The organism is Pseudonocardia sp. NPDC046786 (genome assembly GCF_040645415.1).
Lineage (GTDB): Bacteria > Actinomycetota > Actinomycetes > Mycobacteriales > Pseudonocardiaceae > Pseudonocardia > Pseudonocardia kongjuensis.
In genome coordinates this window covers 265,086-290,772 of sequence record NZ_JBEYYF010000003.1, presented here as the reverse complement: position 1 = coordinate 290,772, position 25,687 = coordinate 265,086, and the positions used below count along the sequence as shown (strand labels likewise).

25 protein-coding genes are annotated in these 25,687 nt (G+C 74.8%); 15 read left to right on the top strand and 10 right to left on the bottom strand.

Annotation, left to right across the window (positions count from 1 at the left end):
- The first annotated feature begins 480 nt into the window (after positions 1-480).
- Positions 481-1,617 carry an FAD-binding oxidoreductase gene (locus ABZ881_RS05225; RefSeq protein ID WP_358481951.1) on the top strand — a complete coding sequence of 379 codons (1,137 nt, stop codon included), beginning with the start codon at positions 481-483 and terminating at the stop codon, positions 1,615-1,617.
- Positions 1,618-1,656: 39 nt separating this feature from the next.
- Entirely contained in the window at positions 1,657-2,868 is a 1,212-nt protein-coding gene (locus ABZ881_RS05220; RefSeq protein ID WP_358481950.1) for a cytochrome P450, read from the top strand.
- 43 nt (positions 2,869-2,911) lie between these two features.
- On the opposite strand, the gene ABZ881_RS05215 is transcribed toward ABZ881_RS05220, so the two are convergent.
- The 4 genes from ABZ881_RS05215 to ABZ881_RS05200 all read right to left on the bottom strand — a co-directional run bounded on the left by ABZ881_RS05215 (position 2,912) and on the right by ABZ881_RS05200 (position 5,974).
- Positions 2,912-3,541: a 3-oxoacid CoA-transferase subunit B gene (locus ABZ881_RS05215; protein ID WP_358481949.1), complete on the bottom strand. Its 630-nt coding sequence runs from the start codon at positions 3,539-3,541 to the stop codon at positions 2,912-2,914.
- The gene (locus tag ABZ881_RS05210) at positions 3,541-4,308 is read right to left on the bottom strand and encodes a CoA transferase subunit A (RefSeq protein WP_358481948.1); all 768 of its coding nucleotides are present in this window, start codon (positions 4,306-4,308) and stop codon (positions 3,541-3,543) included. Before ABZ881_RS05210 ends, ABZ881_RS05215 begins: the two co-directional genes overlap by 1 nt.
- A gap of 70 nt (positions 4,309-4,378) precedes the next feature.
- Positions 4,379-5,281 carry an MOSC N-terminal beta barrel domain-containing protein gene (locus ABZ881_RS05205; protein ID WP_358481946.1) on the bottom strand — a complete coding sequence of 301 codons (903 nt, stop codon included), beginning with the start codon at positions 5,279-5,281 and terminating at the stop codon, positions 4,379-4,381.
- Between the two features lie 45 nt (positions 5,282-5,326).
- Entirely contained in the window at positions 5,327-5,974 is a 648-nt protein-coding gene (locus ABZ881_RS05200; RefSeq protein WP_358481945.1) for an HAD hydrolase-like protein, read from the bottom strand.
- A 49-nt stretch (positions 5,975-6,023) separates the two neighbouring features.
- On the opposite strand from ABZ881_RS05200, the gene ABZ881_RS05195 reads away from it, so the two are divergent.
- The 7 genes from ABZ881_RS05195 to ABZ881_RS05165 all read left to right on the top strand — a co-directional run bounded on the left by ABZ881_RS05195 (position 6,024) and on the right by ABZ881_RS05165 (position 13,706).
- Positions 6,024-7,175, top strand: a complete 1,152-nt coding sequence (locus ABZ881_RS05195; RefSeq protein ID WP_358481943.1) for a lyase family protein — start codon at positions 6,024-6,026, stop codon at positions 7,173-7,175.
- A complete protein-coding gene (locus ABZ881_RS05190; RefSeq protein ID WP_358481942.1) occupies positions 7,172-7,957 on the top strand; it encodes an IclR family transcriptional regulator C-terminal domain-containing protein in 786 nt (261 codons plus the stop codon). Before ABZ881_RS05195 ends, ABZ881_RS05190 begins: the two co-directional genes overlap by 4 nt.
- 79 nt (positions 7,958-8,036) lie before the next feature.
- A complete protein-coding gene (locus ABZ881_RS05185) occupies positions 8,037-9,170 on the top strand; it encodes an LLM class flavin-dependent oxidoreductase (RefSeq protein WP_358481940.1) in 1,134 nt (377 codons plus the stop codon).
- 17 nt (positions 9,171-9,187) lie between these two features.
- On the top strand, positions 9,188-10,273 hold the full coding sequence (locus tag ABZ881_RS05180) for a winged helix DNA-binding domain-containing protein (protein ID WP_358481938.1): 1,086 nt from the start codon (positions 9,188-9,190) through the stop codon (positions 10,271-10,273).
- Positions 10,274-10,351: 78 nt separating this feature from the next.
- Positions 10,352-11,323: a helix-turn-helix domain-containing protein gene (locus ABZ881_RS05175; RefSeq protein ID WP_358481937.1), complete on the top strand. Its 972-nt coding sequence runs from the start codon at positions 10,352-10,354 to the stop codon at positions 11,321-11,323.
- 57 nt (positions 11,324-11,380) lie between these two features.
- A complete protein-coding gene (locus ABZ881_RS05170) occupies positions 11,381-12,262 on the top strand; it encodes an acyl-CoA thioesterase domain-containing protein (RefSeq protein WP_358481935.1) in 882 nt (293 codons plus the stop codon).
- Positions 12,263-12,320: 58 nt separating this feature from the next.
- The gene (locus ABZ881_RS05165) at positions 12,321-13,706 is read left to right on the top strand and encodes an FAD-dependent oxidoreductase (protein ID WP_358481933.1); all 1,386 of its coding nucleotides are present in this window, start codon (positions 12,321-12,323) and stop codon (positions 13,704-13,706) included.
- A gap of 250 nt (positions 13,707-13,956) precedes the next feature.
- Here ABZ881_RS05165 and ABZ881_RS05160 read toward each other — a convergent pair whose 3' ends face one another.
- The gene (locus ABZ881_RS05160) at positions 13,957-14,265 is read right to left on the bottom strand and encodes a hypothetical protein (protein ID WP_358481932.1); all 309 of its coding nucleotides are present in this window, start codon (positions 14,263-14,265) and stop codon (positions 13,957-13,959) included.
- 265 nt (positions 14,266-14,530) lie between these two features.
- Positions 14,531-14,809, bottom strand: coding sequence for an Lrp/AsnC ligand binding domain-containing protein (locus ABZ881_RS05155; RefSeq protein ID WP_358481931.1), 279 nt, complete (start codon positions 14,807-14,809; stop codon positions 14,531-14,533).
- Positions 14,810-14,857: 48 nt separating this feature from the next.
- On the opposite strand from ABZ881_RS05155, the gene ABZ881_RS05150 reads away from it, so the two are divergent.
- Positions 14,858-15,163: a hypothetical protein gene (locus tag ABZ881_RS05150; protein WP_358481929.1), complete on the top strand. Its 306-nt coding sequence runs from the start codon at positions 14,858-14,860 to the stop codon at positions 15,161-15,163.
- 293 nt (positions 15,164-15,456) lie between these two features.
- On the opposite strand, the gene trpD is transcribed toward ABZ881_RS05150, so the two are convergent.
- Both trpD and ABZ881_RS05140 read right to left on the bottom strand, forming a co-directional pair.
- Positions 15,457-16,500, bottom strand: coding sequence for an anthranilate phosphoribosyltransferase (gene trpD / locus ABZ881_RS05145; protein ID WP_344018743.1), 1,044 nt, complete (start codon positions 16,498-16,500; stop codon positions 15,457-15,459).
- Positions 16,501-16,513: 13 nt separating this feature from the next.
- Complete coding sequence (locus ABZ881_RS05140) at positions 16,514-16,909, bottom strand: response regulator (RefSeq protein WP_344019328.1); 396 nt, start codon at positions 16,907-16,909, stop codon at positions 16,514-16,516.
- 277 nt (positions 16,910-17,186) lie between these two features.
- On the opposite strand from ABZ881_RS05140, the gene ABZ881_RS05135 reads away from it, so the two are divergent.
- The 4 genes from ABZ881_RS05135 to ABZ881_RS05120 are packed head-to-tail and all read left to right on the top strand — an operon-like array spanning position 17,187 to position 21,590.
- Positions 17,187-17,798, top strand: coding sequence for a heme-copper oxidase subunit III (locus ABZ881_RS05135; protein ID WP_344018745.1), 612 nt, complete (start codon positions 17,187-17,189; stop codon positions 17,796-17,798).
- A 56-nt stretch (positions 17,799-17,854) separates the two neighbouring features.
- Complete coding sequence (locus ABZ881_RS05130; protein ID WP_344018747.1) at positions 17,855-18,745, top strand: cytochrome c; 891 nt, start codon at positions 17,855-17,857, stop codon at positions 18,743-18,745.
- On the top strand, positions 18,742-19,878 hold the full coding sequence (locus tag ABZ881_RS05125) for a Rieske 2Fe-2S domain-containing protein (protein ID WP_358481927.1): 1,137 nt from the start codon (positions 18,742-18,744) through the stop codon (positions 19,876-19,878). The genes ABZ881_RS05130 and ABZ881_RS05125 overlap by 4 nt, the downstream gene beginning before the upstream one ends.
- Entirely contained in the window at positions 19,875-21,590 is a 1,716-nt protein-coding gene (locus tag ABZ881_RS05120; RefSeq protein ID WP_358481926.1) for a cytochrome bc complex cytochrome b subunit, read from the top strand. The genes ABZ881_RS05125 and ABZ881_RS05120 overlap by 4 nt, the downstream gene beginning before the upstream one ends.
- A 120-nt stretch (positions 21,591-21,710) precedes the next feature.
- Here ABZ881_RS05120 and ABZ881_RS05115 read toward each other — a convergent pair whose 3' ends face one another.
- Positions 21,711-23,438: a DEDD exonuclease domain-containing protein gene (locus ABZ881_RS05115; RefSeq protein WP_358481925.1), complete on the bottom strand. Its 1,728-nt coding sequence runs from the start codon at positions 23,436-23,438 to the stop codon at positions 21,711-21,713.
- A 242-nt stretch (positions 23,439-23,680) separates the two neighbouring features.
- On the opposite strand from ABZ881_RS05115, the gene ABZ881_RS05110 reads away from it, so the two are divergent.
- Positions 23,681-25,258, top strand: a complete 1,578-nt coding sequence (locus ABZ881_RS05110; protein ID WP_358481923.1) for an NYN domain-containing protein — start codon at positions 23,681-23,683, stop codon at positions 25,256-25,258.
- A 46-nt stretch (positions 25,259-25,304) separates the two neighbouring features.
- Here ABZ881_RS05110 and ABZ881_RS05105 read toward each other — a convergent pair whose 3' ends face one another.
- The gene (locus ABZ881_RS05105; protein WP_358481921.1) at positions 25,305-25,652 is read right to left on the bottom strand and encodes a hypothetical protein; all 348 of its coding nucleotides are present in this window, start codon (positions 25,650-25,652) and stop codon (positions 25,305-25,307) included.
- Positions 25,653-25,687: the final 35 nt, after the last annotated feature.

The following is a 25,687-nucleotide window of genomic DNA, read 5'->3' as shown; positions in this document are numbered from 1 at the left end:
GGTGCCCGATCCGTGATCAGCGTGGCTCAGCCGCTGCGCCGGGCGGCGAAGTCCGTTCGGACGTGCGCGGGCTTCGCGTGCGGCGCCGGGCCGGTGAGGCGGGGGGCCGCCGGACCGGTGCCGGTGTCCTCCACCGGGCGGCCGCGGCGGGCCGCTCGGCGCTCGGCGCGGTTGGCCGGCTGCGGCGCCGGAGCGGTTCCGGACGATCGGGACGGGGTGGTGCGCATACGGGCCTCCAACAGGTCGGGTCGGGCAGGGGCGGTCGCACGGACCGGGGGCCGGTGACGCACTGCCGGACGCAGGGAAGCCGGAGGGACGGCGCAGCATCGGTTCCGGGCCTGCGTGCGTGGGACGTCACGGGCCGGCGGGAGCGCGGACGGTCGTCCGCGGGCCGCTCAGAGGAACCGGATCAGCATGACGGCGACGATAGGCCGGGCCCGGCCGGCGGTCCACCGGTTTTCCGCGGCTACCGTCGGCCCGGTGGACGCGCATGACACGGACCTGGTGGTGGTCGGCGGCGGCATCGCCGGCGTCTCGGTGGCGTACGAGCTGGCCGCGCACGGCCGCGTCGTGCTGCTGGAGGCGGAGGCGGACATGCCGGTGCACTCCACCGCACGGTCCGCGGCGACCTACATCCCCGGGCACGGGTCCGGCCCGTTCCGGGCGCTGATCGACGCGTCCGGGCCGAGGTTCGGCGCGCTGCAGACCGAGCTGGACACGCCGCCGCTGCTGTCCCCGCGCCCGGTGCTGCACCTCGGCGACGACGACGCGGGCGCCGCCGGGATCGCGGCGATGCTCGACGAGCAGCGCGGCGAGCCGCACGCCCCGGTCGAGCTGGATCCGGCCGAGGCGCTGCGGCGGGCACCGGTCCTGCGCCGGGCGCCGCGCGCCGCCGCCTGGACCGCCGGATCGGCCGACATCGACGCGATCGCCCTGCACGACGGCTACCGGCGTGGCCTGCGGGCCCGCGGCGGCACGGTGCTGCGCGGCGCCCGGGTGACCGCGGTGACCCGGGACGGCGCCGGCTGGCGGGTGGCGACGGCGGCCGGGCACCGGGTGCGGGCCGCCGCCGTCGTCGATGCGGCCGGCTCGTGGGCCGACGAGATCGCCGGGCTCGCCGGGGTGCCCCGGGCCGGGCTCACCCCGCTGCGCCGGACGATCGCGGCCTGTCCGGTGCCGGACCCGGCCGCGCTGCGGGTGGCCGGCGCCCCGCTCCCGCTGATCGCGGATGCCGCCGAGCGCTGGTACCTCAAGCCGGAGGCCGACACGGTGCTGGTGTCGCCCGCCGACGAGACCCCGCAGCCGCCCGGCGACGCCCGGCCGGACGGGCTGGACGTCGCACGCGGGCTGGACCGGGTCGGCGAGGTCACCACGCTGGGCCTGCGCTCGGTCCGCACGGCCTGGGCGGGGCTGCGGACGTTCGCACCCGACCGCGCCCCGGTGCTGGGGGAGTGGCCCGGCCATCCCGGGTTCCACTTCGTCGCCGGCCAGGGCGGGTCGGGCATCGAGTCGTCCCCGGCGCTGGCGGCGCTGGCCGCGTCGGTGATCGTCGGCACCGCGGTCCCGGACGACGTCGCGCTCGACCCGGCTGTGTGCTCGGTCACTCGTCTGTTCTGATGTAAGCGCCTGCTTACGTCACGCTGGCACGATGGGCCCATGGCGCTGACCACCACCGGCTCCGAGCGGCACGATCTGTTCTCGGGCACCTTCTGGCAGAACCCGCACCCCGCCTACGCCGCGTTGCGCGCCGAGGAGCCGGTGCGCAGGCTCGCGCTGCCGGACGGCCCCGTCTGGCTGCTCACCCGCTACCACGACGTGCGCGAGGCGTTCGTCGACGCGCGGCTGTCGAAGGACTGGCGCTACACGCTGCCCGAGGACCAGCGGGCGGACATGCCCGCGGCGCCGACGCCGATGATGCTGCTGATGGACCCGCCGGACCACACCCGGCTGCGCAAGCTGGTCGGGCGGTCGTTCACGGTCCGCCGGATGAACGAGCTGGAGCCGCGGATCACCGAGATCACCGACGGCCTGCTCGCCGGCATGCCCGACGACGGCACCGTCGATCTGATGCGCGAGTACGCCTTCCTGATCCCGGTGCAGGTGATCTGCGAGCTGCTCGGTGTGCCCGCCGAGGACCGCGACGACTTCTCCGCCTGGTCCTCGGTGCTGGTCGACGAGTCCCCGGCCGACGACAAGAACGCGGCCATGGGCAAGCTGCACGGGTACCTGTCCGAGCTGCTGGAGCGCAAGCGCACCGAGCCCGACGACGCGCTGCTGTCGTCGCTGCTGGCGGTGTCCGACGAGGACGGCGACCGGCTCTCCCAGGAGGAGCTCGTCGCGATGGCGATGCTGCTGCTGATCGCCGGGCACGAGACGACGGTCAACCTGATCGGCAACGGCGTGCTCGCCCTGCTCACCAACCCCGACCAGCGGAAGCTGCTGGCCGAGGATCCGTCGCTGATCGGCTCGGCGGTCGAGGAGTTCCTGCGCTTCGACTCGCCGGTCGCGCAGGCCTCGATCCGGTTCGCGGCGGAGGACGTCACCTACTCCGGGGTGACCATCCCGGCCGGCGACATGGTCATGCTCGGCCTCGCCGCCGCCAACCGGGACGGCGACTGGGCAGCCGAGCCGGACCGGCTCGACATCACCCGGGACGCCTCCGGCGGGGTGTTCTTCGGGCACGGCATCCACTTCTGTCTCGGTGCCCAGCTGGCCCGCCTGGAGGGTCGGGTCGCGATCGGGCGGCTGTTCGCCGACCGCCCGGAGCTGGCGCTCGCGGTCCGGCTCGACGACCTGACCTACCGGGAGTCGACGCTGGTCCGCGGCCTGACGAGCATGCCGGTCACGACGGGGCCGCGCAGCGCCTGACCCCGCTCGTCGCGGACGGGCGCCCGGCCCGTCCGCGACGCGGTCACCCGCGCAGCGGGGCCCCGGTCCTCTCCCGCACCTCCTCGGCGGTCACCCCGGGGGCGGTCTCGACCAGCGTCAGGCCGTCCGGCGTGACGTCGACGACGGCGAGATCGGTGACGATCTTCGTGACGCAGCCCAGACCGGTGATCGGCAGGCTGCACCGCTCGACGATCTTGGGTGTGCCGTCCCGGGAGACGTGGTCCATCATCACGATCACGGTGCGGGCGCCGTGCACGAGGTCCATCGCCCCGCCCATGCCCTTGATCATCTTGCCGGGGACGGCCCAGTTGGCGAGATCGCCGTTGGCCGCGACCTCCATCCCGCCGAGCACGGCGACGTCGAGCTTCCCGGCGCGGATCTGGGCGAAGCTGTCCGAGGAGCCGAAGTAGGCGGCGCCGTCGTTGACGGTGACGGTCTCCTTGCCGGCGTTGATCAGGTCCGGATCGACCTCGTCGTCGGTGGGGTAGGGGCCGACGCCGAGGATGCCGTTCTCGGAGTGCAGGATCACCGTGCGGCCGGCCGGGATGTGGCCGGGGACCAGGGTCGGCATGCCGATGCCGAGATTGACGTACGAGCCGTCGGGCAGCTCGTCGGCGACCCGGGCCGCCATCTCGTCGCGGGTGCGCGCCATCAGCCCTGCTCCGTCCCGGTCGTGGTGGAGACGGTCCGGAACTCCACCGGCTTGTCGACGTCCGGCACGTGCACCACGCGCTGCACGTGGATGCCGGGGGTGTGCACGTGATCGGGATCGATCTCGCCGGGCTCGACCAGGTGCTCGACCTGGGCGATGGTGATCCGGCCCGCGGCGGCGGCGTCGGGGTTGAAGTTGCGCGCCGAGCGCCGGTAGACGAGGTTGCCGTGCCGGTCGCCCTTCCAGGCGTGGACCAGCCCGAAATCGGGGGTCAGGGCGCGTTCGAGGACGTAGGACACGCCGTCGAACTCGCGGACCTCCTTGGTCGGCGACATCACCGCGACCGACCCGTCGGGCGCGTAGCGCCACGGCAGTCCGCCCTCGGCGACCAGGGTGCCGACCCCGGCCGGGGTGAAGAACGCGGGGATCCCGGCGCCGCCGGCCCGCAACCGCTCGGCCAGGGTGCCCTGCGGGGTGAGCTCGAGTTCGAGCTCGCCGGCCAGGTACTGGCGGGCGAACTCCTTGTTGTTGCCGACGTAGGAGCCGATCGTGCGCCGGATCCGGCCGGCCGCGAGCAGCGTGCCCAGGCCGAACCCGTCGACGCCGAGATTGTTCGAGATCGTCTCCAGGTCCGTCGCGCCCAGCTCCAGCAGCGCCGCGATCAGCACCGTCGGGACCCCGGACATGCCGAACCCGCCGACCGCCAGCGACGCGCCGTCGCCGATGTCGGCGACCGCCTCCGCGGCGGATGACACCACCTTGTCCATCACGCACCTCCGTCGGGCGCCATGGTACTGCGGTGTTCGACTCACGCACAAACGTTCGCTGTGCGAACACCTACCCGGCAACGGGATCGGAGTGCTCGTCGCCGACCGCGATCGCCCCGTCGGCCACCACGTCGGCGTACACCCCCGCACAGGCCCACACCCCGCCGATCTGCGGGATCTCGATCCGGTTGTGCTTCGCGACCGCGCGCAGCGTGTCCGGGTCCCGCTGCAGGTCGCCGCCCTGGGCGAGCGTGGTCATCACGCAGCGCATGGTGGCGAACGAGAACCGCACCCGGACGCCGCCGATCAGCGACTCCCGGCCGGGCCAGTCGTTCTCGACGAAGCCCGCATCGGCCCCGCGCAGCACGACGTTCGGCCGGTACCGGCGGGCGTCGAAGGTCGCCTCCGGGGCGAGCTCGCGCAGCCGGTCCAGCGTGGACTCGGTGAGCACGTGCAGCGTCGACAGGTCGAAGAAGGTGCCGGGCGCGCCGAACATGGACACGTCGAACCGGCTGACCCGCTCGCCGGTCTCCTCGTGCCGGGCGGTGGTGCCTGCGATCAGCTGTTCGGGGGCCAGCTGGTCCACCGGCAGGCCGTCGATCTCCGGCCACACCTCCTCGAACTGGCTGCCCTCCGGCGGCTCGGTGATCAGCCGCACCTCCCGGTCCAGCGCGGCCGACAGCGCGGTGTCGATCCCGGGATCGTCGGAACGCAGCATCGACCCGTCCGGGAACCGGATCTCGATCTCGGGCAGTGGCCGGCCGGGTTCGGGATCGGCGGCGAACCGGGCGGAGAAGTCCAGCAGCCCGGACCACAACCGGGGGACCTTGGCGCTGGCGACGGTGCCCGACTCGACGTCGTACACGGCCAGCGCCCGGTCCCCGAGCAGGCCGCGCGCGGAGACGTCCGCCCGGTCGAGGCTCTCGCCGAGCATGGACTTCACCGGGTACCGGTGCAGGGAGACGACGGTCATGGCGGTGTGTCTACCGGTCGCGAACCCGCCCGGACCAGCAGTTCCTCAGCCGAGGAGGGCTGTGCGCAGTTCGTCCGCGGATGCGTACACCGTCGTGGCCCCGGCGGCCACCAGCTCGCCGGGCTCGGCGTAGCCCCACCCCGCACCGACGCAGCGCAGGCCGTGCTCGGCCGCGCCCTCGACGTCGTGCAGGCGGTCGCCGACCATCAGCGGCTCGTCGGCGCCGGTGGGCCCGCCGAGCCGGCGCAGCGCCTCGGCGACGACCGCACCCTTGGTCGGCCGGTCCGCGGTGCGGGTGTCGCCGACGATCTCGGCGAACAGGTCGGTCCACCCGTGATGGGCGAGGATCTTGCGCGCCGACGGCTCGGCCTTGCTGGTCGCCAGCGCCATCGTCACGCCGACGTCGGACAGCGCGCGGAGCAGGTCCTCGATGCCGGGGTAGGGGGCGCAGTCCAGGCAGCCGTCCTCGTCGCCGTAGATCCGCCGGTAGATCGGGAGCACCCGGGCGGTGCCCTCCTCGCCCAGGATCGGCGGCAGCGAGCGGTAGAGCGGCGGGCCGAGCAGGTGGGTGCCCAGCGCGGAGTCGGGAACCTCCAGGCCGGCCTCGTCGATGGCGCGGCGCATCGAACCGAGGATGCCGGGGGCGGAGTCGACGAGGGTGCCGTCGAGATCGAGCAGGATGTGGGTCAGCACGGCACCATTGTGCCTATCCCGTTCGTGCGGCTTCCGTACACTCGTCCGCATGTCGAACAGTCTCTTCGGTCCGCTGTCCGGCACCGCACGCGTCGACACCGTGCTCGACGACGCCGCCTGGATCGCGGCGCTGCTGGAGGTCGAGCTGGCGCTCTCGGCCGTCGCGGCCGAGCAGGGCACCGTCGACCCGGGCGACGCCGACGGCGTCGAGCGCGCCGTCGCGGCCGTTGCCGGGCTCGACCCGGCCGCGCTCGCCGCCGAGTCGGTCGAGGGCGGCAATCCGGTGATCCCGCTGGTGAAGCGGCTGAAGGCGGCCGCGGCCCGGATCCAGCCGGGCGCCGAGCGCGCCGTACACCCCGGCGCCACCAGTCAGGACGTCCTGGACACCACGCTGGTGCTGCTCACCCGCCGGGCCGGGCACCGGATCGTCGAGGACCTGACCGCCTGCGCCGACGCCGCCGCCGCGCTCGCGGCCGCCCGCCGGGACACCCCGTGCGCCGCCCGCACGCTCGGGCAGCAGGCGCTGCCGACCACGTTCGGCCTGGTCGCCGCCACCTGGTGCACCGGGCTGGACCGGGCCCGGGTCCGGCTCGGCGTGCTGCTCGATGCGCTGCCCGTCCAGTTCGGCGGTGCCGCGGGCACCCTCGCCGCGTCGCACCCGCACGGCCCGGCCGTTGCCGACGCGCTCGCCGCCCGGCTCGGGCTCGCCGCGCAGGGCGTCCCCTGGCACACCGAGCGGACCCGGATCGGCGAGCTCGCCGGTGCGCTCGGCGTCGCCGCCGGGGCGTGCGCGAAGCCGGCCACCGACGTCGTGCTGCTGTCCGCCACCGAGCTCGGCGAGGTGTCCGAGGCCGCGCCCGGCGACTCGTCGTCGATGCCGCACAAGCGCAACCCGGCGGCCGCCGTCACCGCGCGCGGCTCGGCCCGCCGGGCACCCGGGCTGGTCGCGACCCTGCTGGCGAACGCCGATCACGAGTTCCAGCGGGCCGCCGGTGCCTGGCACGCCGAGTGGGGGACGCTCACCGAGCTGCTCCGGGTCACCGCGGGCGCCGCCGCCCGGCTGCGGATCTGCCTGGGTGGGCTGCAGGTGCACCCCGACGCGATGGCCCGCAATCTCGCGCTCGCCGCCGGCGCGCAGGGCGCGGGCAGCGGGCACGCCGCCGAGCTGGTCGACCGGGTGCTCGCCGGGCGGCCCGGATGAGCGAGGAGCGCCGTGAGCAGGTCCGCTCGCTGGCCCGCGGGCTGGCCGTCATCCGGTCCTTCGACGCCGACCACCCACAGCAGACGCTCGCCGACGTCGCCCGGTCCACCGGCCTCACCCGCGCCGCCGCCCGCCGGTTCCTGCTCACCCTGGCCGACGAGGGCTACGTCCGCACCGACGGCAGGCTCTTCGCGCTGACCCCGCGGGTGCTGGAGCTGGGCTGGTCCTACCTGTCCGCGATGGGCCTGCCCGAGGTCGCCGCACCGCACCTGGAACGGCTGGTCGCGACCGTGCGCGACTCGGCGTCGGTCTCGGTCCTCGACGGCGACCCGGCGACCGGCTACGACGTCGTCTACGTCGCCCGGGTGCCGACCGCCCGGATCATGACGGTGACGATCACGATCGGCACCCGGTTCCCGGCCTGGGCGACGTCGATGGGCCGGGTGCTGCTCGCGGCGCTCCCGGACTCCACACTGGACACCTACCTGGACGGACTGCGGCCGGAGACGCTCACCGAGCACACGGTCACCGGCGCCGATGCGCTGCGCGCCGAACTGGACCGGGTACGCGCGGACCGGCACTGCGTCGTCGACCAGGAGCTGGAGGCCGGGCTGCGATCGATCGCGGTGCCGGTGCACGACCGTTCCGGACGGGTGACGGCGGCGGCGAACGTGTCCACCCACGCGTCCCGCCGGGACGCCGCCGCGCTGCGCGCCGAGGTGCTGCCGGAGCTGCGGGCCTGCGCGGCCGCGATCGAGCTGGACCTGCGCGCCTCCGGGTGACGCCGGCCGGCCGGGCCGGGGAACATCGGGACGGCGGTGCGGGTTGGCCAGGACGAGGCACGAGCATTACGGAGGCACGGTGAGCGGACGTCTGCACCTGGCGGTCGAACTCGGCGCGGCGGGCCGGCATCCTGCGGGTTGGCGGGATGTGACCGATCCGGAACGGCTCTTCGGCGCCGGCCACCACGTGGAGCTGGTGCGCACCGCCGCCCGCGGCGGGCTGGACCTGGTCGCGCTGCCCGACTCGCTGCTCCCGCCGTCCGACGACCCGGCGGCGCTGCCCGGCACCCTCGACGCGGTCGGCATCGCCGCCCGGGTCGCGCCGGTCGTGCCGGGGATCGGGCTGGTGCCGACCGTGACGGTCACCCACACCGAGCCGTTCCACCTGTCGAAGGCGATCGCGACGCTCGACTTCGTCGCGACCGGCCGGGCCGGCTGGCAGCCGGACGTGTCCCGGACCCGCGCCGAGGCCGACCTGTTCGGCCGCACCACCGACCCGCGCGAGCCCGGCTCGCTGTGGCGGGAGGCCGGCGAGGTGGCCGAGGTCGTCGCCCGGCTCTGGGACTCCTGGGAGGACGACGCCGAGATCCGGGACGCCGCCACCGGCCGGTTCGCCGACCGGTCCAAGCTGCACCACATCGACTTCGCCGGTGAGTACTTCTCGGTGAAGGGGCCCTCGATCACCCCGCGGCCGCCGCAGGGCCACCCGCTGACGGTGCTGCGCGGCGACGAGCCGGCGGCGCTGGCGGTCGCCGCCCGGTACGCCGACGTCGTCCGGGTCGCCGCCGACGGCATCGCCGCCGCGGCCGAGGCCCGGGACCGGGTGCGCGCCGCCGTCGCCGACGCGGGCCGCGATCCCGAGCAGGTCGCCGTGCTGCTCGACGTGGAGACGCTGCTCGGGCCCGGCGCCGCGGACCGGCTCGCCCAGCTGGACCGGCTCGCCCCCACCGGGGCGGACATCGCGCCGTCGACGCTGCGGCACGTGGGCGATCCGGCCGAGCTGGCGGAGCTGCTGCGCGACGCCGCCGAGGAGCGCGCCGCGGACGGGTTCGTGCTGGTCCCGCTGGCGCTGCCCACCGGCATCGACGAGATCGTGGACGGCCTGCTGCCCGCGCTCGGTGACACCTGGGCGCCCGCCCCCTACGACGGCACCCTGCGCGACCGGTTCGGCCTGTCCCGCCCGGCGAACCGGTACACCGCCCCGGTCGCCTGACCGGCAGACTCCGCGGGGTGCGAGAGCTCACCGCGGACCAGAGTCTGCGTGCGCTGCTGGCCCGCCAGCTGTTGCTGGAACGGGCCGAGCTGCCGGTGCCGCGCGCCCTGGAACGGCTGTGCGGCCTGCAGACCCAGCACGCGCCGTCCGGCTACCTGGGCCTGCACGCGCGGCTGGCCCGGTTCGACCGCGGCGAGCTGACCACGATGCTGCACGACGGCCGGGTCGTGCAGGCGTGGGCGATGCGCTCGACGATCCACATGCTCGCCCGCCGCGATCACGCCTCGTTCACCGCGGCGGTGCGGGCCGAGCAGCGGGCGGGCTGGCTGCGGCTGCGCCGCGAGCTCACCGCCGACGACATGACCGCGGCTGCGGCCGCGGTCATCGAGCTGCTCGCCGGCGGGCCGCTGCGACAGGCCGAGATCACCGCCGGGCTCACCGCCCGCGGGCTGCCCGCCGCCGCCTTCCCCGGCGTCCAGCACTGGATCGACCTGGTCCGGGTGCCGCCCGCCGGGACCTGGGACTCGCCGCGGGCGCACGTCTACGGCCTCGCCCCTGCCGGCACAGGCACAGGCACAGGCACAGGCACAGGCACAGGCACAGGCACAGGCACAGGCACAGGCGCAGGCGCCGCCCGGACCGGGCTGGCGCGCCGCTACCTGCGCGCGTTCGGTCCGGCGTCGGTACCGGACGTCGCCCGGTTCGCCGGCTGGCCGGTCGGCGTCGCCCGGACCGCACTGGCCGGGACCGAGCTGCGCCGGTTCACCGGCGAGGACGGCGCCGAGCTGGTCGACGTTCCCCGGGCGCCGCTGCCCGATCCGCGGACCCCGGCGCCGGTGCGCTTCCTCGGCCCGTTCGACGCCGTGCTGCTGCTCGGGCACGCCGCGCGCGCCCGGATCCTGCCGGCCGCGCACCGCCATCACGTCTTCGCGACGACCCGGCCCCGGTCCGCGCCGACCTTCCTGGTCGACGGCCGGGTCGCCGGCACCTGGACCCACCGGGACGGGCGGATCGAGACGGTCCCGTTCGCGCCGCTGCGCGCCGCCGACGCCCGCGCGGTGGCCGACGAGGCGGAGCGGCTGGCGGCCTGGCACGCAACCTGACGCCGCCCCGGCCGGAAACTGACACCGACTGGCAGGATCTTGCTGGACCGGGCGTTCCTGCCGTCCTACCGTCGGTGCATGCTGCGCAGCGTCTCGGTGCTCGTGCTCGACGAGCTCGCCGTCTTCGAGTTCGGCGTGCTCTGCGAGGTGTTCGGGCTGGACCGCTCCGACGACGGCCTGCCCGTCCTCGACTGGGTGGTCTGCGGCCCCGAGGCCGGCCGCCCGGTCACCACCAAGAACGGCTTCACCATCACCCCCGATCGCGGGCTCGAGGCGCTGCCCGGCGCCGACCTGGTCTGCGTCGCCGCCACCGCGCTGCGCGAGTTCCCGCCGGCCGCGCTGGACGCGCTGCGCGAGGCCCGCGCCCGCGGCGCCACCATCCTGTCCGTCTGCTCGGGCGTGTTCGTGCTCGGCGCCGCCGGGCTGCTCACCGGCCGGCGCTGCACGGTGCACTGGAAGCACGCCGATGAGCTGCGTGCCACCCATCCCGAGGCACTGGTCGAGGACGACGCGCTCTACGTCGACGACGGCGACCTGGTCACCGGTGCCGGCACCGCCGCCGGGATCGACGCCTGCCTGCACCTGGTCCGCCGCGAGCTCGGCGGCGCGGTCGCCAACGGCATCGCCCGCCGGATGGTCGTCCCGCCGCAGCGCGAGGGCGGCCAGCGCCAGTTCGTCGAGCTGCCGGTGCCCGAGTGCACCGCGGACTCGCTCGCCCCGCTGCTCGCCTGGCTGCTCGAGCACCTCGACGCCGAGCACACCGTCGCCGCGCTCGCCCGGCGGGCGGCGATGTCCGAGCGGACCTTCGCCCGCCGCTTCGTCGAGGAGACCGGCACCACCCCGCACCGGTGGATCTCCGCGCAGCGGGTGCTGCACGCGCGCACCCTGCTGGAGGAGACCGAGCTCGGGATGGACGCGGTCGCCGCCCGTGCCGGGTTCGGCACCGCGGCCCTGCTGCGGCACCACTTCCGGCGGGCGCTGGGCGTCTCACCCGCGGACTACCGGAGCACCTTCCGCTGCAACCGGGACGAGCAGCAGCAGCCCGCGTGACCTACTCCACAGGCCCCTCGCGGCCTGCGAAACGCATCCGTATCGCACGATGACGGGATGACCGGACCGGCACCGACGACCACCACCACCCGGGAGCGGATGCGCCGCGCCCCGGTCGAGACCGGCCTGGGGATGGCGCCCGATCCTGCGTCCACCCGGGACGACGTGCGGCTGCGGATCCCGCTGCACGACGGCGTCCGGGACGCCACCGGGCGGGTGTTGCCGCTGCTCCCGGCGCTGCTCGCCGACTCCGGCATCGGCTACCTGGTGTTCTCCACCGGGAAGCTGGCCGCCGGCGCGCCCACCGTGGAGCTGCGGCTCGATCTCGCCGGGACGCCCGCACCGGAGGCGGCCTGGCTCACCGCCGAGCTGAGCCTGCTGCACCTCGACGACGAGATCGGCGTCGGCCGCGCCGAGATGCGCGACGACACCGGGGTCCTGGTCGCGCACGCCGTCGTCAGCATGGCGGTCACCGCCGTCCCGGACCGGCCCGGCGGGCTCGCCCGGCCCGGCGGCGCGATCGATCCCGCCGCCGGCGGGTCCCGGGACGGCGGGTCCGGCCCCGGCACCGACTTCCGGTCCGCCATCCCGCCGTTCGACCCGCAGCGGCTGCGGCCCGAGCGGCTCGAGTTCGACGGCGCCGACGCGGTGCTCACCCCCGGCCCGTCCACGGTGAACCTGAACGGCACCACACACGGCGCCGTGCTGAGCGGCTTCGCCGCCGCCGCGCAGGTCGCCCACTTCGGCGACCCCGCGGCCCGCCCGCTGTCGCTGGCCGTCGAATTCCTCCGCCCGGCGCACGTCGACGTCGCACTGCGGGCGCGCACGACGACCGTCCGCGACGGCAGGCGGTTCTGGGCGATGCGCACCGAGCTGCTGCTGCCCGACGGCCGCGTCGCGGTCCGTGCGACCGGATCCGGACTGCGTCCCGCTGCGTGATCGCCCGGACGAGGGGCGGCTGTTAGCGTCGTCACCATCCGCTCACGGAGGTGCGATCGTGACGTCCGCGCAGGTGCCCACCCCCCGCCCGTACCGGGTCGCGGTGATCGGCTCCGGTCCGTCCGGGCTGTACACGGCCGAGGCCCTGCTGGAGGGGGATCCGGGTGTCCACGTCGACATCATCGACCGGCTGCCCGCGCCGTACGGCCTGGTCCGCTACGGCGTCGCGCCCGACCACCTGAAGATGAAGTCGGTGATCCGCGCGCTGGTCACCACCTTCGACGACGCCGACCGGGTCCGCTTCCTCGGCAACGTCCACGTGGGGGAGGGCGGCATCCCGGGCGAGGCGCTGCGCGAGCACTACCACGCCGTCGTGCACGCCACCGGCAGCGCGGTGGACCGTGATCTCGGCGTCCCGGGGGAGGAGCTGACCGGGTCGGTCGGCTCCGGCGCGTTCGTGTCCTGGTACTGCGGTCACCCGGACGCGAGCGGCCCCGGCCCGGCGCTGGACCGGCCCGGCGCGGTGGTGGTCGGCGCCGGGAACGTCGCGATCGACGTCGCCCGGGTGCTCGCCCGCCCGGCCGAGGACCTGGCCGCCACCGACGCGCACGACGCGGTGCTCGACGCGCTGCGCGCCGGTTCGGTCACCGACGTGCACGTGCTCGTCCGGCGCGGCCCGCAGCACGTCCGGTTCACCCCGGCCGAGCTGCGCGCCCTCGCCAAGCTCGACGACGTCGAGATCCGGGTGCACGACGACGGCGTGCTCGCCGCGGGTGTCCCGGAACCGGCCGAGCGGCGGATGCGCCAGGTCGTCGAGACCCTGACCGAGTGGGCGGCCGAGCCGCCCGGGCGGGGCGGCCGCCGGCGGCTGCACCTGCGTTTCCTGCGCTCCCCGGTGCGGCTGCTCGGCACCGGCGACCGGGTCGCCGGCGTCGAGGTCGAGCGCAACGAGATCACCGCCGACGACCGGATCCGCGGCACCGGGGAGACCGAGGTGCTCGACGCGGGCCTGGTGGTGCGCGCGATCGGCTACCGCGGCGAGCGGATCGCCGGCCTGCCGTTCGACGCGGCGACCGGCACCGTGCCGCACGAGGCGGGCCGGGTCGTGCTCGGCGGGGAGCCGCTGCGCGGCAGCTACGTGGCGGGCTGGATCAAGCGCGGCCCGACCGGCGTGATCGGCACGAACAAGGCCGACGGGGCGGAGACCGCGGCGTCGGTGCTGGCGGACCTGCCCGATCTCGGCACGCCGCCCCGGCCGGGTGGCGACGCGGTGCTGGACCGGTTGCGCGACCACGGGATCGAGCCGGTGCTGTGGGACGACTGGCTGCGCCTGGACGCCGCCGAGATCGGGCTGGGCGTCCGGCGCGGCGGTACCGAGCGGGTGAAGATCGCCGACCGGGCACTGATGCTCGACGCGGCCCGGGGGACCGGCGCCCGGTCCTGAGCGTCAGCCGGCGCGCGGGACCAGTGGCCGGAGCCGCAGGCGCAGCGACCGCTGCAGCAGCGCCGGCCAGGCGTGCACGGCCCGGCCGCCGAGCAGGAGCCACAGCGCGCCCCAGCCTTACCCGGCGACCACGGATGGCCGGGCCCGATCGCGATCCAGAACCCGTCGAGCACCGCCGCGACCACGACGGAGCCGCCGATCGCGAGCAGGTCCCGCGCGGTCGCCGAGGGGTCGCCGGGCGGTGCGGCGCTCAGTACGGGTCGACAGCCAGGACGCCGGGGAGCGCGAGCATCCGGCTCTCGAACTCGTCGGCCTCGGCGGGCGTCATCGACATGGTGCAGGTGACCGAGCTGTAGGCGACGCCCTCGCGGACGTCGACCGAGAACTCCCGCAGCGGGCGGCCGCAGGCCTGCAGCGCGGTCGCGAGCTGCATGACGCCGTCCATCCCGTCGCCGGTGACGACGGTGTGCCGGCGGGGCATCCGGGCCGCGATGTCCGCGGGGCCACCGGAGGCGGCGGGGAAGCTGAAGGTGGTGGGTCGGTCGGCGGTGATGCTCATGATGGGAGGGCTCCGTGCGTTGCGCGAGTGAGGCTCAGAACGCGAGCCAGGTCTCGACCGTCGTGACAGTGGACGGGAGGGGTGCGCCTGGATGGGGCGCGGCGCGTCGGCAGCCTGGATCAGCCGACGCGCAGTGCTACTGCCGCGGTAAGTCGTGCTGCGGGCAGCGCTGCGGCCGGAGCAAGGATGTGCTCGACGGGGCGCATGACGATCACAGTAGCAAGCTGGTGCGGCCTGCGCCACACCTGCCCGGTGCCGCGGACGGTCAGTCCAGCCCGATCGCGAAGGCGGCGTCGGTGTCGGCCCTGGAGTAGGAGCGGAACGCGATGTGCGTGTCGGTGCCGATCACCCCGTCGACCCGGCCCAGCTTGCCGGCGATGATGTCGGCGAGCTGCTCGTGCTCGCGGACCTTGACGATCGCGATGAGATCGACGTCCCCGGCGCACGAGTACACCTCGGCGACCCCGTCCAGGTCCGCGATCGCCTGGGCGGTCTCCGGGATCCGGTCGGCAGCGGTGTGCACCAGGACGATCGCGGTGATCACGGGGACTCCCCCTCGGGTCGGGACCGGTGGTCGCCTCCAGGCTAGCGGGTGTTCCGCGGCCGGGCGGTCCCCGGCGGCGGCGCCTTCCGGCCGCCGGCCGAGGCGGTCCTGGAGCTGCTCGACGACCTGCACTCGGCGGACGAGGACACCCTCGCGGTGCTGCAGTACGTCGCCCCTTCGCTGCCCGGCTCCGGGGTGCGGATCGTCGGCGCCGCCCGCAGCGACGAGCGACGACCGGACGGCCTCACCCGGCTGCTGAACGGCCGGGAGGCCGCCCACGTCGCCGTCCCCCGATGGGGTGCGCCGCCCGGGCGGCCCGGCTGCGCCTGGACGGGGTGCGCGGGCATGCGCTGATGTGGGTGGCGCGGGGCCGGGTCCTCGCGGACCGCCCGGACGAGGCGGGCCCGATCCTCGACCAGGCCCTCCGCTAGCCCGGCACGGCGCCGCCGTGCCGACCGGCTGGGGGCCGGCCGGTCCTGGATCGTCGGGCACTCCTCGGGCGGCGCCATCTGCGCTGCAGACCGCGCTCGACCGGCCGGACCTCGTCGCCGGGCTGATCCTGCTGGAACGGGCACCCAGCCCGTCCGGTCCGGCCGGGGCGGAACTCGGTGAACGGGTCGTCGGGCCGGCGATGGCCGCGCTCGGCGTCAGCCCGCGGCGAGCTCGGTGGACAGCGCCGCCCAGCGGGCCAGCAGATCGGCCCCGGCCCCGGAGTCGATCGCCCGGGCGACCGTCTCCAGCGCGTCGCCGATCGCGGCGGTGAGGTCGTCCCCGATCCCGCGGTGCGCGGCCAGCGCGCCCGCCGCGTTGAGCAGCACCGCGTCCCGCACCGGGCCGGTCTTCCCGGCCAGCAGGTCGCGCACCACGGCGGCGTTCACCTCGGGGGTCCCGCCGCGCAGGTCGTCGGCGGTGGCCGGGCGCACGCCGAGATCGGCCGGATCCAGCCGGGCCCGGCGGACCTCGCCGCCGTCGGCGATCCAGACCGAGCTGGACGTCGTGGTGGTCAGCTCGTCGAGGCCGTCGTCGCCGCGGACGACCAGTACCGACTTGCCGCGCCGGGCGAACACCTCGGCCATCGTCGGGGCGTGCACCGGATCGGCGCAGCCGATCAGCCCGGTCGCCGGCTGGGCCGGGTTGGACAGCGGGCCCAGCAGGTTCATCGCGGTCGGCACGCCCAGCTCGCGGCGGACCCCGCCGGCGAAGCGCATGGCCGGGTGGAACGCCTGCGCGAAGCAGAACCCGATGCCCAGCTCGGCGACGCACCGCTCGACGGCGGCCGGGGTCAGCTCGATCGCGACGCCGAGCGTCTCCAGCACGTCCGCCGTGCCGGACTGGGACGACGCGGCCCGCCCGCCGTGCTTGACCACCGGCGCACCGGCGGCGGCGACGACGATCGCCGACATCGTCGAGATGTTCACCGTGTGCGCCTGGTCGCCGCCGGTGCCGACGACATCGACGGCCCGCCCGGGCACGTCCACCCGCAGTGCGTGCGCCAGCATCGCGTCGGCCATGCCGGAGATCTCGGCGGGGGTCTCGCCCTTCGCGCGCAGCGCCACGAGGAACCCGGCGAGCTGGGCCGGGGTCGCCTCGCCGGCGAACACCTGACCCATCGCCCAGGTGGCCTCCTCGGCGCTGACGTCCCGGCCGCTCACCAGCCGGCCGATCACGGAGGGCCAGGTGGGTGCGCTCACGCGATGTGTCCTTCTACTTCTGTGCGGTCAGGGTTCCGGCGCGGTGCTCGCGCAGGACCTGGGCGACGACCTCGGCGGACTCGATCGGGTCGAGAGGGTGCACCAGCACGGCGTCGGCCTCCGACCAGGTGGCCAGCCACCGGTCGTCGCGGCGCCGGACGGTCAGCACGATCGGGGGACAGTCGACGATCTCGTGCCGCAGCTGCTTGGCGACGCCCATCCCGCCGGTCGGCTGCGCCTCGCCGTCGAGGACGAGCAGGTCCGCCGCGCCGGCGTCGCAGGCCGCGAGCACCTCGGCGATGCCGCTCGCCTCGAGGTAGGTCACCCGGCCGACGTCCGGTGCGGGCCGTCGCCCGACCGCGTTGATGATGCCCTCGCGCACCTCGGGACGGTGGCTGTAGACCAGCACGGTGCTGGTGCCGCCCGCCGTCCCGCCGGTCGCGCCGCCGATCTCTGCCGCTGCTCCGCTCGCCACCCGTCGGATAGTAGACGGTGCGCGCGGCCCGGCCGGGCGGCCGGGCGCCGGGAACCCGGCGGGGGCGTCGTCCGTTCCACCGTTGCGGCACCGGGCGCGACACGGCCGCCGCTCCGGCCGGCCGAGGATCTGCTGATCACGGGCACCGTTCGCCGATCGTGATGCGCGGATGGGTATCCCGACAAGCCGTAGAAGTTCGGCTCGGGTCATAATGCCCGGCGTGACGACAGCGGCACCCAACATCAGCGCGCGGATCCATTCGCTGAACCGCCCGAACCTGGTCAGTATCGGCACCATCGTCTGGCTCGCCAGCGAGCTGATGTTCTTCGCCGGGCTGTTCGCGATGTACTTCACCGCGCGGGCGCAGAACGACGGACCGTGGCCCCCGCCCCCGACGGAGCTCGACGTCCCGTACGCGCTGACGATCACGATCGTCCTCGTCGCGTCGTCGTTCACCTGCCAGTTCGGTGTGTTCGCCGCCGAGCGCGGCGACGTGTTCGGGCTCCGCCGCTGGTACGTCGTGACCCTGCTGATGGGCACCTTCTTCGTCATCGGCCAGTCCTACGAGTACTACGTGCTGGCCACCCACCACGCGACGACGATCTCGTCCAGCGCCTACGGGTCGGTCTTCTTCATGGCGACCGGCTTCCACGGCCTGCACGTCATCGGCGGTCTGGTCGCGTTCGTCTACCTGATCATCCGGACCAAGCTGAGCAAGTTCACCCCGGCACAGGCCACCGCTGCGATCGTCGTGTCCTACTACTGGCACTTCGTCGACGTGGTGTGGATCGCGCTGTTCGCCGTCATCTACTTCATCCGCTAGCCGGCTGACCCCCTGACCGCACCCGCCACGACGTCGAGGTTGGAAGACCCCCAGCGATGACCGAGAATCCCGAGGGCGCTGACAGCGCAGCCCAGAACCCACCACCGGGCGGCCGGCCCGAACAGAAGGCCGGACGCCGCTCCCGCCCGCACGGCAAGACCCACCGCAGGATCGCGGGTGCTCTGGCCATCGGCCTCAGCCTGGTCACCGTCGGCTTCCTCTACACCGCCCTGGCGCCCCAGCCGCAGGTCGCCGAGGCGCAGCCGGACGCCGCTCTGATCGCGCAGGGTGAGCAGCTCTACAACAACACCTGCATCACCTGCCACGGTGCGAACCTGCAGGGCGAGCAGGACCGCGGGCCGAGCCTGATCGGCGTCGGCGATGCGGCGGTGTACTTCCAGGTCTCGTCGGGCCGGATGCCGATGGCCCGCCAGGAGGCGCAGGCAGCCCGCAAGCACCCGCTGCCGATCTTCGACCCGGACACCGCCGAGGGCCGCGCGAACCTGGAGGCGCTGGGCGCCTACATCCAGGTCAACGGCGGCGGGCCGATCACGCCGGCCGAGCGGGGCGAGGCGCTGCGCGGGGACGACCCGGGCCGCGGTGGCACGCTCTACCGGCTGAACTGCGCGTCCTGCCACAACTTCACCGGTGTCGGCGGCGCGCTGTCGTCCGGCAAGTACGCCCCGGCGCTGGCCCCGGCCAGCGAGTCGCAGATCTACACGGCGATGCAGACCGGTCCGCAGAACATGCCGCGGTTCTCCGACCAGCAGCTCACGCCGGAGGAGAAGCGCGACATCATCGCGTACATCAAGTCGGTCAACGAGACCAACGACCCGGGTGGGTACTCGCTGCTGGGCCTCGGCCCGACGGCGGAGGGCATCTTCGTGTTCGTGTTCGTCATGTCCGGGCTGGTCGGTTTCGCGATCTGGTTGGGGGCGAAGAGTTGAGCAGCGAGGTGAGCACCGGGGCGGACAGGCGTCCGACCCGTGAGGAGCTCGACGAGATGTCGCCCGAGCAGCTGGCCCGGTTGGCCGGCGAGCTCGACGAGGTCGAGGTCGTGCACAACACGCCGGCGTTCCCGATCCCGGGGACGCGGGCGGAGAAGCGGGCCGAGCGGTCGGTCGCCCTGTGGTTCGTGATCTCGGCGCTGTCCGGGCTCGCGTTCGTGGTCGCCTTCATCTGGTGGCCGTGGGAGTACGTGAACGTCGGCGAGCCCGGCTACACGATCTACTCGATGTACACGCCGGTGATCGGCTTCACCTTCGGGTTCTCCATCCTGGCGCTGGGCATCGCGGTGATCCAGGCGGTCAAGAAGCTGTTCCCGCACGAGGTGTCGGTCCAGCAGCGGCACGACGGGCCGTCCGACGAGCTGGACCGCCGGACCGTGATCGCCCAGCTGACCGACGCCGGGAAGGGCACCACCCTCGGGCGGCGGAAGCTGATCATCCGCAGCGCCGGGCTGGCCGCCACGGTGGTCGGGATCGGCACCGGTGTGGTCGCGCTCGGCGGGATCATCCGGAACCCGTGGGCCGAGGGCGACGAGGCCCCGCTGTGGCACACCGGATGGCGCCCGGAGAACGGCGAGACGGTGTACCTGCGCACCGACACCGGTATCCTCAGCGAGATCGCACGCGTGCGGCCCGAGGACATGGAGCCCGGATCGATGATGACCGTCTTCCCGTACCGGGAGAGCGAGCGCGGGAACGAGGAGGAGCTGCTGCACGCGCAGCGCGCCTCCGACGCGCCGGTCATGCTGATCCGCCTCCGGCCCGGCACCGTGGTGAACCCGCGCCCCGGTCAGGAGGACTTCAACTACGGCGACTACTACGCCTGGTCGAAGGTGTGCACGCACGTCGGCTGCCCGACGTCGCTGTACCAGGCGCAGGACAACCGCATCCTGTGCCCCTGCCACCAGTCGCAGTTCCTGGCGACGGAGGACGCCATGCCCGTGTTCGGGCCGGCCGCCCGCCCGCTGCCCCAGCTGCCGATCACGGTGAACGATGAGGGCTACTTCGTCGCGGTGAGCGACTTCGTCGAGCCCGTCGGACCTGCGTTCTGGGAGAGGCCGAAGACGACATGAGTTCGATCACCACACCGACGTCCTCCCCGGGAGGGGGGTCGTCCAAGGCCGCCGACGCACTGGACCAGCTCGACCAGCGCTTCCACCCGGCCGCGGGGCTGCGCAAGCAGTTCAACAAGGTCTTCCCGACGCACTGGTCGTTCATGCTCGGTGAGGTCGCGCTCTACAGCTTCATCATCCTGTTGCTGTCGGGCACCTACCTGGCGCTGTTCTTCGATCCCTCGATGGAGGAGATCGTCTACAACGGCCCGTACGACCCGCTGCGCGGCGTGCACATGTCGCGCGCCTACGAGTCGGCGCTGGAGATCTCCTTCGAGGTCCGCGGTGGCCTGTTCATGCGCCAGGTGCACCACTGGGCGGCGCTGCTCTTCGTCGCCTCGATGATCATCCACATGTTCCGGGTGTTCTTCACCGGCGCGTTCCGCAAGCCGCGTGAGACGAACTGGGTCATCGGCATCGTCCTGATCCTGCTCGGCACGTTCGAGGGCTTCACCGGCTACTCGCTGCCGGACGACCTGCTCTCCGGGGTCGGCCTGCGGATCGCCTCGGGCATCACGCTGACCGTGCCGGTCATGGGCACCTGGGTGCACTGGGCGCTGTTCGGGGGTGAGTTCCCCGGCACGGAGATCATCCCGAGGCTCTACATCATCCACGTGCTCGTGCTGCCCGGGATCATCCTGGCGCTGATCGCGGTGCACCTCGGGCTCGTCTGGTACCAGAAGCACACCCAGTTCCCGGGGCCGGGCCGGACCGAGAACAACGTCGTCGGCGTGCGGATCATGCCGCAGTTCGCGGCCAAGGGCGGCGCCTTCTTCGCCGTCACCGCCGGCGTGATCTGCCTGATCAGCGGCCTGTTCCAGATCAACGGCATCTGGCATCTGGGCCCGTACGACGCCTCGCACATCTCCGCGGGTTCGCAGCCGGACTTCTACATGCTGTGGTCCGAGGGGATGGCCCGGATCTTCCCGCCGTGGGAGTTCTACCTCTTCGACACGTACACGATCCCGTCCGCGTTCATCCCGACGGCGGGCTTCCTCCCGGTGCTGTTCCTGGTGGCGGCCGCCTATCCGGCGATCGAACGCAGGTTCACCGGGGACGACGCGATCCACAACCTGCTGCAGCGCCCGCGGGACGTCCCGGTCCGCACGGCGCTCGGCGCGATGGCGATCTCGTTCTACCTGTGGCTCGTGATGTGCGGGTTCAACGACTGGATCGCGCTGTTCTTCCACATCTCGCTGAACGCGACGACGTGGGCGGGCCGGCTGGGTCTGCTGATCGTGCCGCCGATCGTGTACTGGGTGACCTACCGCTGGTGCCTGGGCCTGCAGAAGTCGGACCGGGCCGTGCTCGAGCACGGCATCGAGACAGGCATCATCAAGCGGCTGCCGCACGGCGAGTTCATCGAGGTGCACCAGCCGCTGGCCGGTGTCGACTCGCACGGGCACCCGATCGAGCTGGAGTATCAGGGCACCTCGGTCCCGAAGCGGATGAACCAGCTGGGCTCGGCCGGCGAGCCGGTCCCCGGTTCGCTGCTCTCGCCGGACCCGGCGGACGAGACCAGGGCGCTCGCCCGGGCCCGGCACGAGGTGCACGAGCGCGAGCTCGCCGAGCGCGACGAGCGCGCGGCGGCCCGGCGGGAGCTGGAGTCCCGCCGGGAGGAGCTGTCCGGCCGACCGGACGACGGCGGCCGCCCGCAGCAGCCGGGCGACTGACCCCCGCGTACGACACGCACGATAGGAAGGGCCCCGCCACCGGCGGGGCCCTTCCGCGTGTGATCACCGCGGTGGTGCACGGGACCGCGATCCGCGCGGCCCTGCGCACCACCGCGGCGATCATCGCGCTTCCTCGCCGGTGCGGTGCGCCGCGTCCCTGGCCTGCTCCGCCCAGGACCGCCACGGCCCCCCGCCGTGTGCGGGCTCGGCCCACGGCGGATCGCTGCGCACCAGGCGGGTGCCGCCGTCGGTGAGCCAGCGGTGCAGCAGCCGCACCTCCTCGGCGTGCGCGCCGCGCAGCGGCCCCGGCCCGGGCAGCACGGTCTGCGCGCTCCGCCGCAGCGACTCCACCTCCGGCATCGGCCGCACCCCGCGCGGCGCGTTCCCGGCGGCGGCCAGCCGTCCGTGCCGGACGACGGCGAGCTGCCAGCCGCCCGCACCGTCCGGCCGGGCACCCACCACCTCGTCCAGACAGGCCAGCGCCGAGAGGGTGCCCGCGCGGTCGATCCCGGAGGCCAGGTGGGCCAGCCGGTCCCGGGCGCGGGCCGCGGCCTCGTAGCGCCCCTCAGCGGCCCGGGACGCGACATCGGCGGCCAGCGCCCGCAGCGGTGCGTCGTCGCGGCCGGTGACCAGGTCGTGCCAGGCGTCCACCGCGGGCCGGTACTCCTCGGCGGGCTGCAGGCCGGCGCACGGGGCGGCGCACCGCCCCAGCTCGTGCAGCACGCACGGGGTGGCCGCGGGATTGCGGGCCGGGATCCGGATCGTGCACCGGCGCAGCTGCACCGCGTCGAGCGCGGCGTCGAGCACGTCGGCTGCGCCGCGCCGGGAGGTGAAGGGGCCGAGCGCTCCGGGCCGCGGCGTCGCGACGACCGAGAGCCGCGGGAACGCCTCCGCGGTCGGCGCCACCCACCAGACCCGGCCGGGGTTGCGGGAGCGCCGGTTGTAGCGGGGGCGGTGCGCCGCGATCAGCCGCAGCTCCCGCACCGACGCCTCCAGCGCGTGCGCACAGACGACGGTGTCGACCCGCTCGGCCTGGGCGACCATCTCGCGCACCCGGCGCCGCCGCTCCCCGGCGGTGAAGTACGAGCGGACCCGGCGGTGCAGGTCGCCGCTGGTGCCGACGTAGAGGACCTCGCCGCGACCGTCCCGGAACAGGTACACGCCGGGGGCGGCGGGGACGTCGTTCGCGAGGTGCCTGCGCCGGCGCTGGGCGGTGGTCGGACGGTGCGGCGCGCGGTCGCGCACCAGCTGGAGCAGCTCCTCGATGCTCTGCACGCCGAGGTTGCCGATCCGCTCCAGCATGTGGTGCAGCACCTCGACGGTGGCCCGCGCGTCGGTGAGGGCCCGGTGGTCGGGCGTGGTGGCGCAGCCGAAGTGCGCCGCGAGCGCGCCGAGCCGGACGCTGGGGCACTCGGAGTGCGGCAGCACGGCGCGGGCCAGCCGGGCGGTGCACAGCACCGGTGGCGACGGCCACGGGCGCTCCTGGCGTTGGCAGGCGGCCCGCAGGAACCCGGTGTCGAACGGCGCGTTGTGCGCGACCAGGACCGATCCGCGCAGGTGGTCGAGCACGCCGGGCAGCACCGCGCCCAGTGGTGGCGCCCCGGCGAGCATCGCGTCGGTGATCCCGGTGAGCCGGGACACGTCCGGCGGAACGGGGGTGCCCGGCGCCACCAGGGTGGACAGCTCGGCGAGCCGCTCGCCGCCGCGCACCGAGACCAGGCCGACCTCGGTGATCGCATCGGTGCGGTGGCTGCCACCGGTCGTCTCGAGATCGACGACGCAGAACGTGACGTCGCGCAGGGGGGTGCCCAGCTCGTCGAAGGTGAGCTGCGGGGAGCAGGTGGTCACGGCCGGACGGTAGCGCCGGGGCCCGACAGTATGTTCGAGTGCGCCCGGACCCGGTGGCCGTGCGGCAGGGTGTCCGATACCGCTCAGGCGGAGCAAAATTCGATCAGAACCAGCTGATGCGTCTCATTCTCGCTTTTCGAGACGATTCTGCGACCGCGGAGTCGGTCACCGATCGGGCGCGACCGGCCACCGGCCCGGCGCGGGCGGCGGCGCCCCGACACAGTCGGAGATAGCCTTGACCGATGGCGCACAACGACGGAGAGCAACCGGGGCCTGCGGTCCGCGGCGCCCCGTCGGGCCCGGAGCCCGCCGGAGCCCCGTGCGCGGGCCCGGAGCCCCGCGGCGCCGTGGCCGCACCGGGCGCCGCAGCCCCCGCGGACGCTGCTGCCGCCAACCCCGCGGACGCTGCTGCCGCCACCCCCGCGGACGCCGAGGACTGGCCGCCGCTGACTGCGCCGCTGCGCTCCCGGCTCGCGGAGATCGCCGGCACCGCCCTCGCCGCGATGCCGGTGGCGGACGTGCCCGGCCCGCTGCGCCGGTTCGCAAGGTTCACCCCGGCGAAGCGGGCCCGGCTCGGCGGACAGGCGCTGGTCGCCCGCCTCGAACGGGATCCGGCGTTCCGGGCGGCCGTGGTCGCCTGGTGGGCCGAGAACCGGGCGGGCGAGCTGGAGCTCCCGCCGGCCGGGGCCCCGGACAGCGGCACAGCCACCGGACCGGGCCCGGTGGGATCCGCCGCGGGCGCCGACGGGGACCACCCGCCGCTACCCGCCCCGGTCGACAAGCTGGACGCCGCGGCGGTCGCCCTGCTCACCGGTGATCCGCTGGCCGCCCGGCGGGTCGCGGAGGCCGAGCAGACCGGTGACCTGTCCTCGCTGCGGGCCGAGCGCGACGAGGCCATCGCGAAGGTGGAGAAGGTCACCGCCGAGCTGGAACGCGCGCAGGCCGAGCTGGCCGAGGAGCGCGAGCGGGTCCGGTCGGTGGTGACCGAGCACCAGGCCGAGTACCAGCAGATGCGCCGCCGGGTCAGTGAGCAGGGGGCCCGGCTGCGGGCGGCGCTGGACGCGCGGGCCGAGCTGGAGGCCGAGGTGGCGACGCTGCGGGCGGGCGCCGACGACCGGCTGGCCGAGGCGCGCGCGGACGCCGAGCGGGAACGGGAGCGGGCCGCCGCCGAGCGCAGGCGGGCGGACGCCGCGGCGCGCGAGGTCGCGGCGGCGCGGCAGGCGGCGCGCGAGGCCCGGCGCGGCGACGAGGTGCGCCTCGAGCTGCTGCTCGACACGGTGGGTGGCGCGATCGCCGGGCTCCGCCGCGAGCTCGACGTCGGGGCGGGCGGCCCGCGACCGGCCGATCTCGTCGCGGGCACGGCGGACACCGCCGCCGGCGCGACCGGCGGCCGGGCCGGGCTGCCGGTCGACGGTCTCGCGGCCCTGGACACGCTGCTCGCGATGCCCTCGGTGCACCTGATCGTCGACGGCTACAACGTGAGCAAGACCGGGTACCCGGACCTGCCGCTGGCCGACCAGCGCACCCGCCTGGTCGGGCAGCTCGGCGCGCTGGGCGCGCGGACCGGCGCCGAGATCACCGTGGTGTTCGACGGCGCCGCGGTCAGCGCGGCCCCGCTGCGCGGCGCCCGCGGCGTGCGGGTGCTGTTCAGCGAGGCCGGGGTGATCGCCGACGACGTGATCCGCGATCTGGTAGCCGCCGAGCCGCGGGGCAGGCCGCTGCTCGTCGCGACCTCCGACCAGGAGGTCGTCCGCTCGGTCCGGCGCCGCGGCGCGCACTCGGTGCCCTCCGCGGTGCTGCTGCGCCGGCTCGGCGGCTGACCGGCACACCCCACCGGCGGCGGGGCCCCGGCCGGTCGCGCCGGGCTCAGCCGACATCGCGCTGCCGGGGCGGCACCACCGGCATCGGCAGCATCGGGCGGGCCGGCTGCTGCGCCCGCCCGGCGCCGGCCTCCACCAGCCGCAGGTGCGGGATCAGCCCCTGCTCGGCGAGCACCTGCAGCGCGCGCCGCTCCGGCTCGGAGAACTCCAGCGGCCCGCTCGCCGGGCCGCCCGCGTGTTCGGCCCGGACCGGTGTGCCGAGCAGCTCGCCGGGCATGTCGACGGGCAGGTAGGGGATCGGGCGGTCGATCTCGGGCACATCCATGAGCACCCCGATCACACAGTCGCCACAGGCGGTGTCGCGCACCTGGCAGCGGTCGCAGTCGACGATCATCACGCCTCCTTCTGGGTCGTACCGGTGGGTCGTCG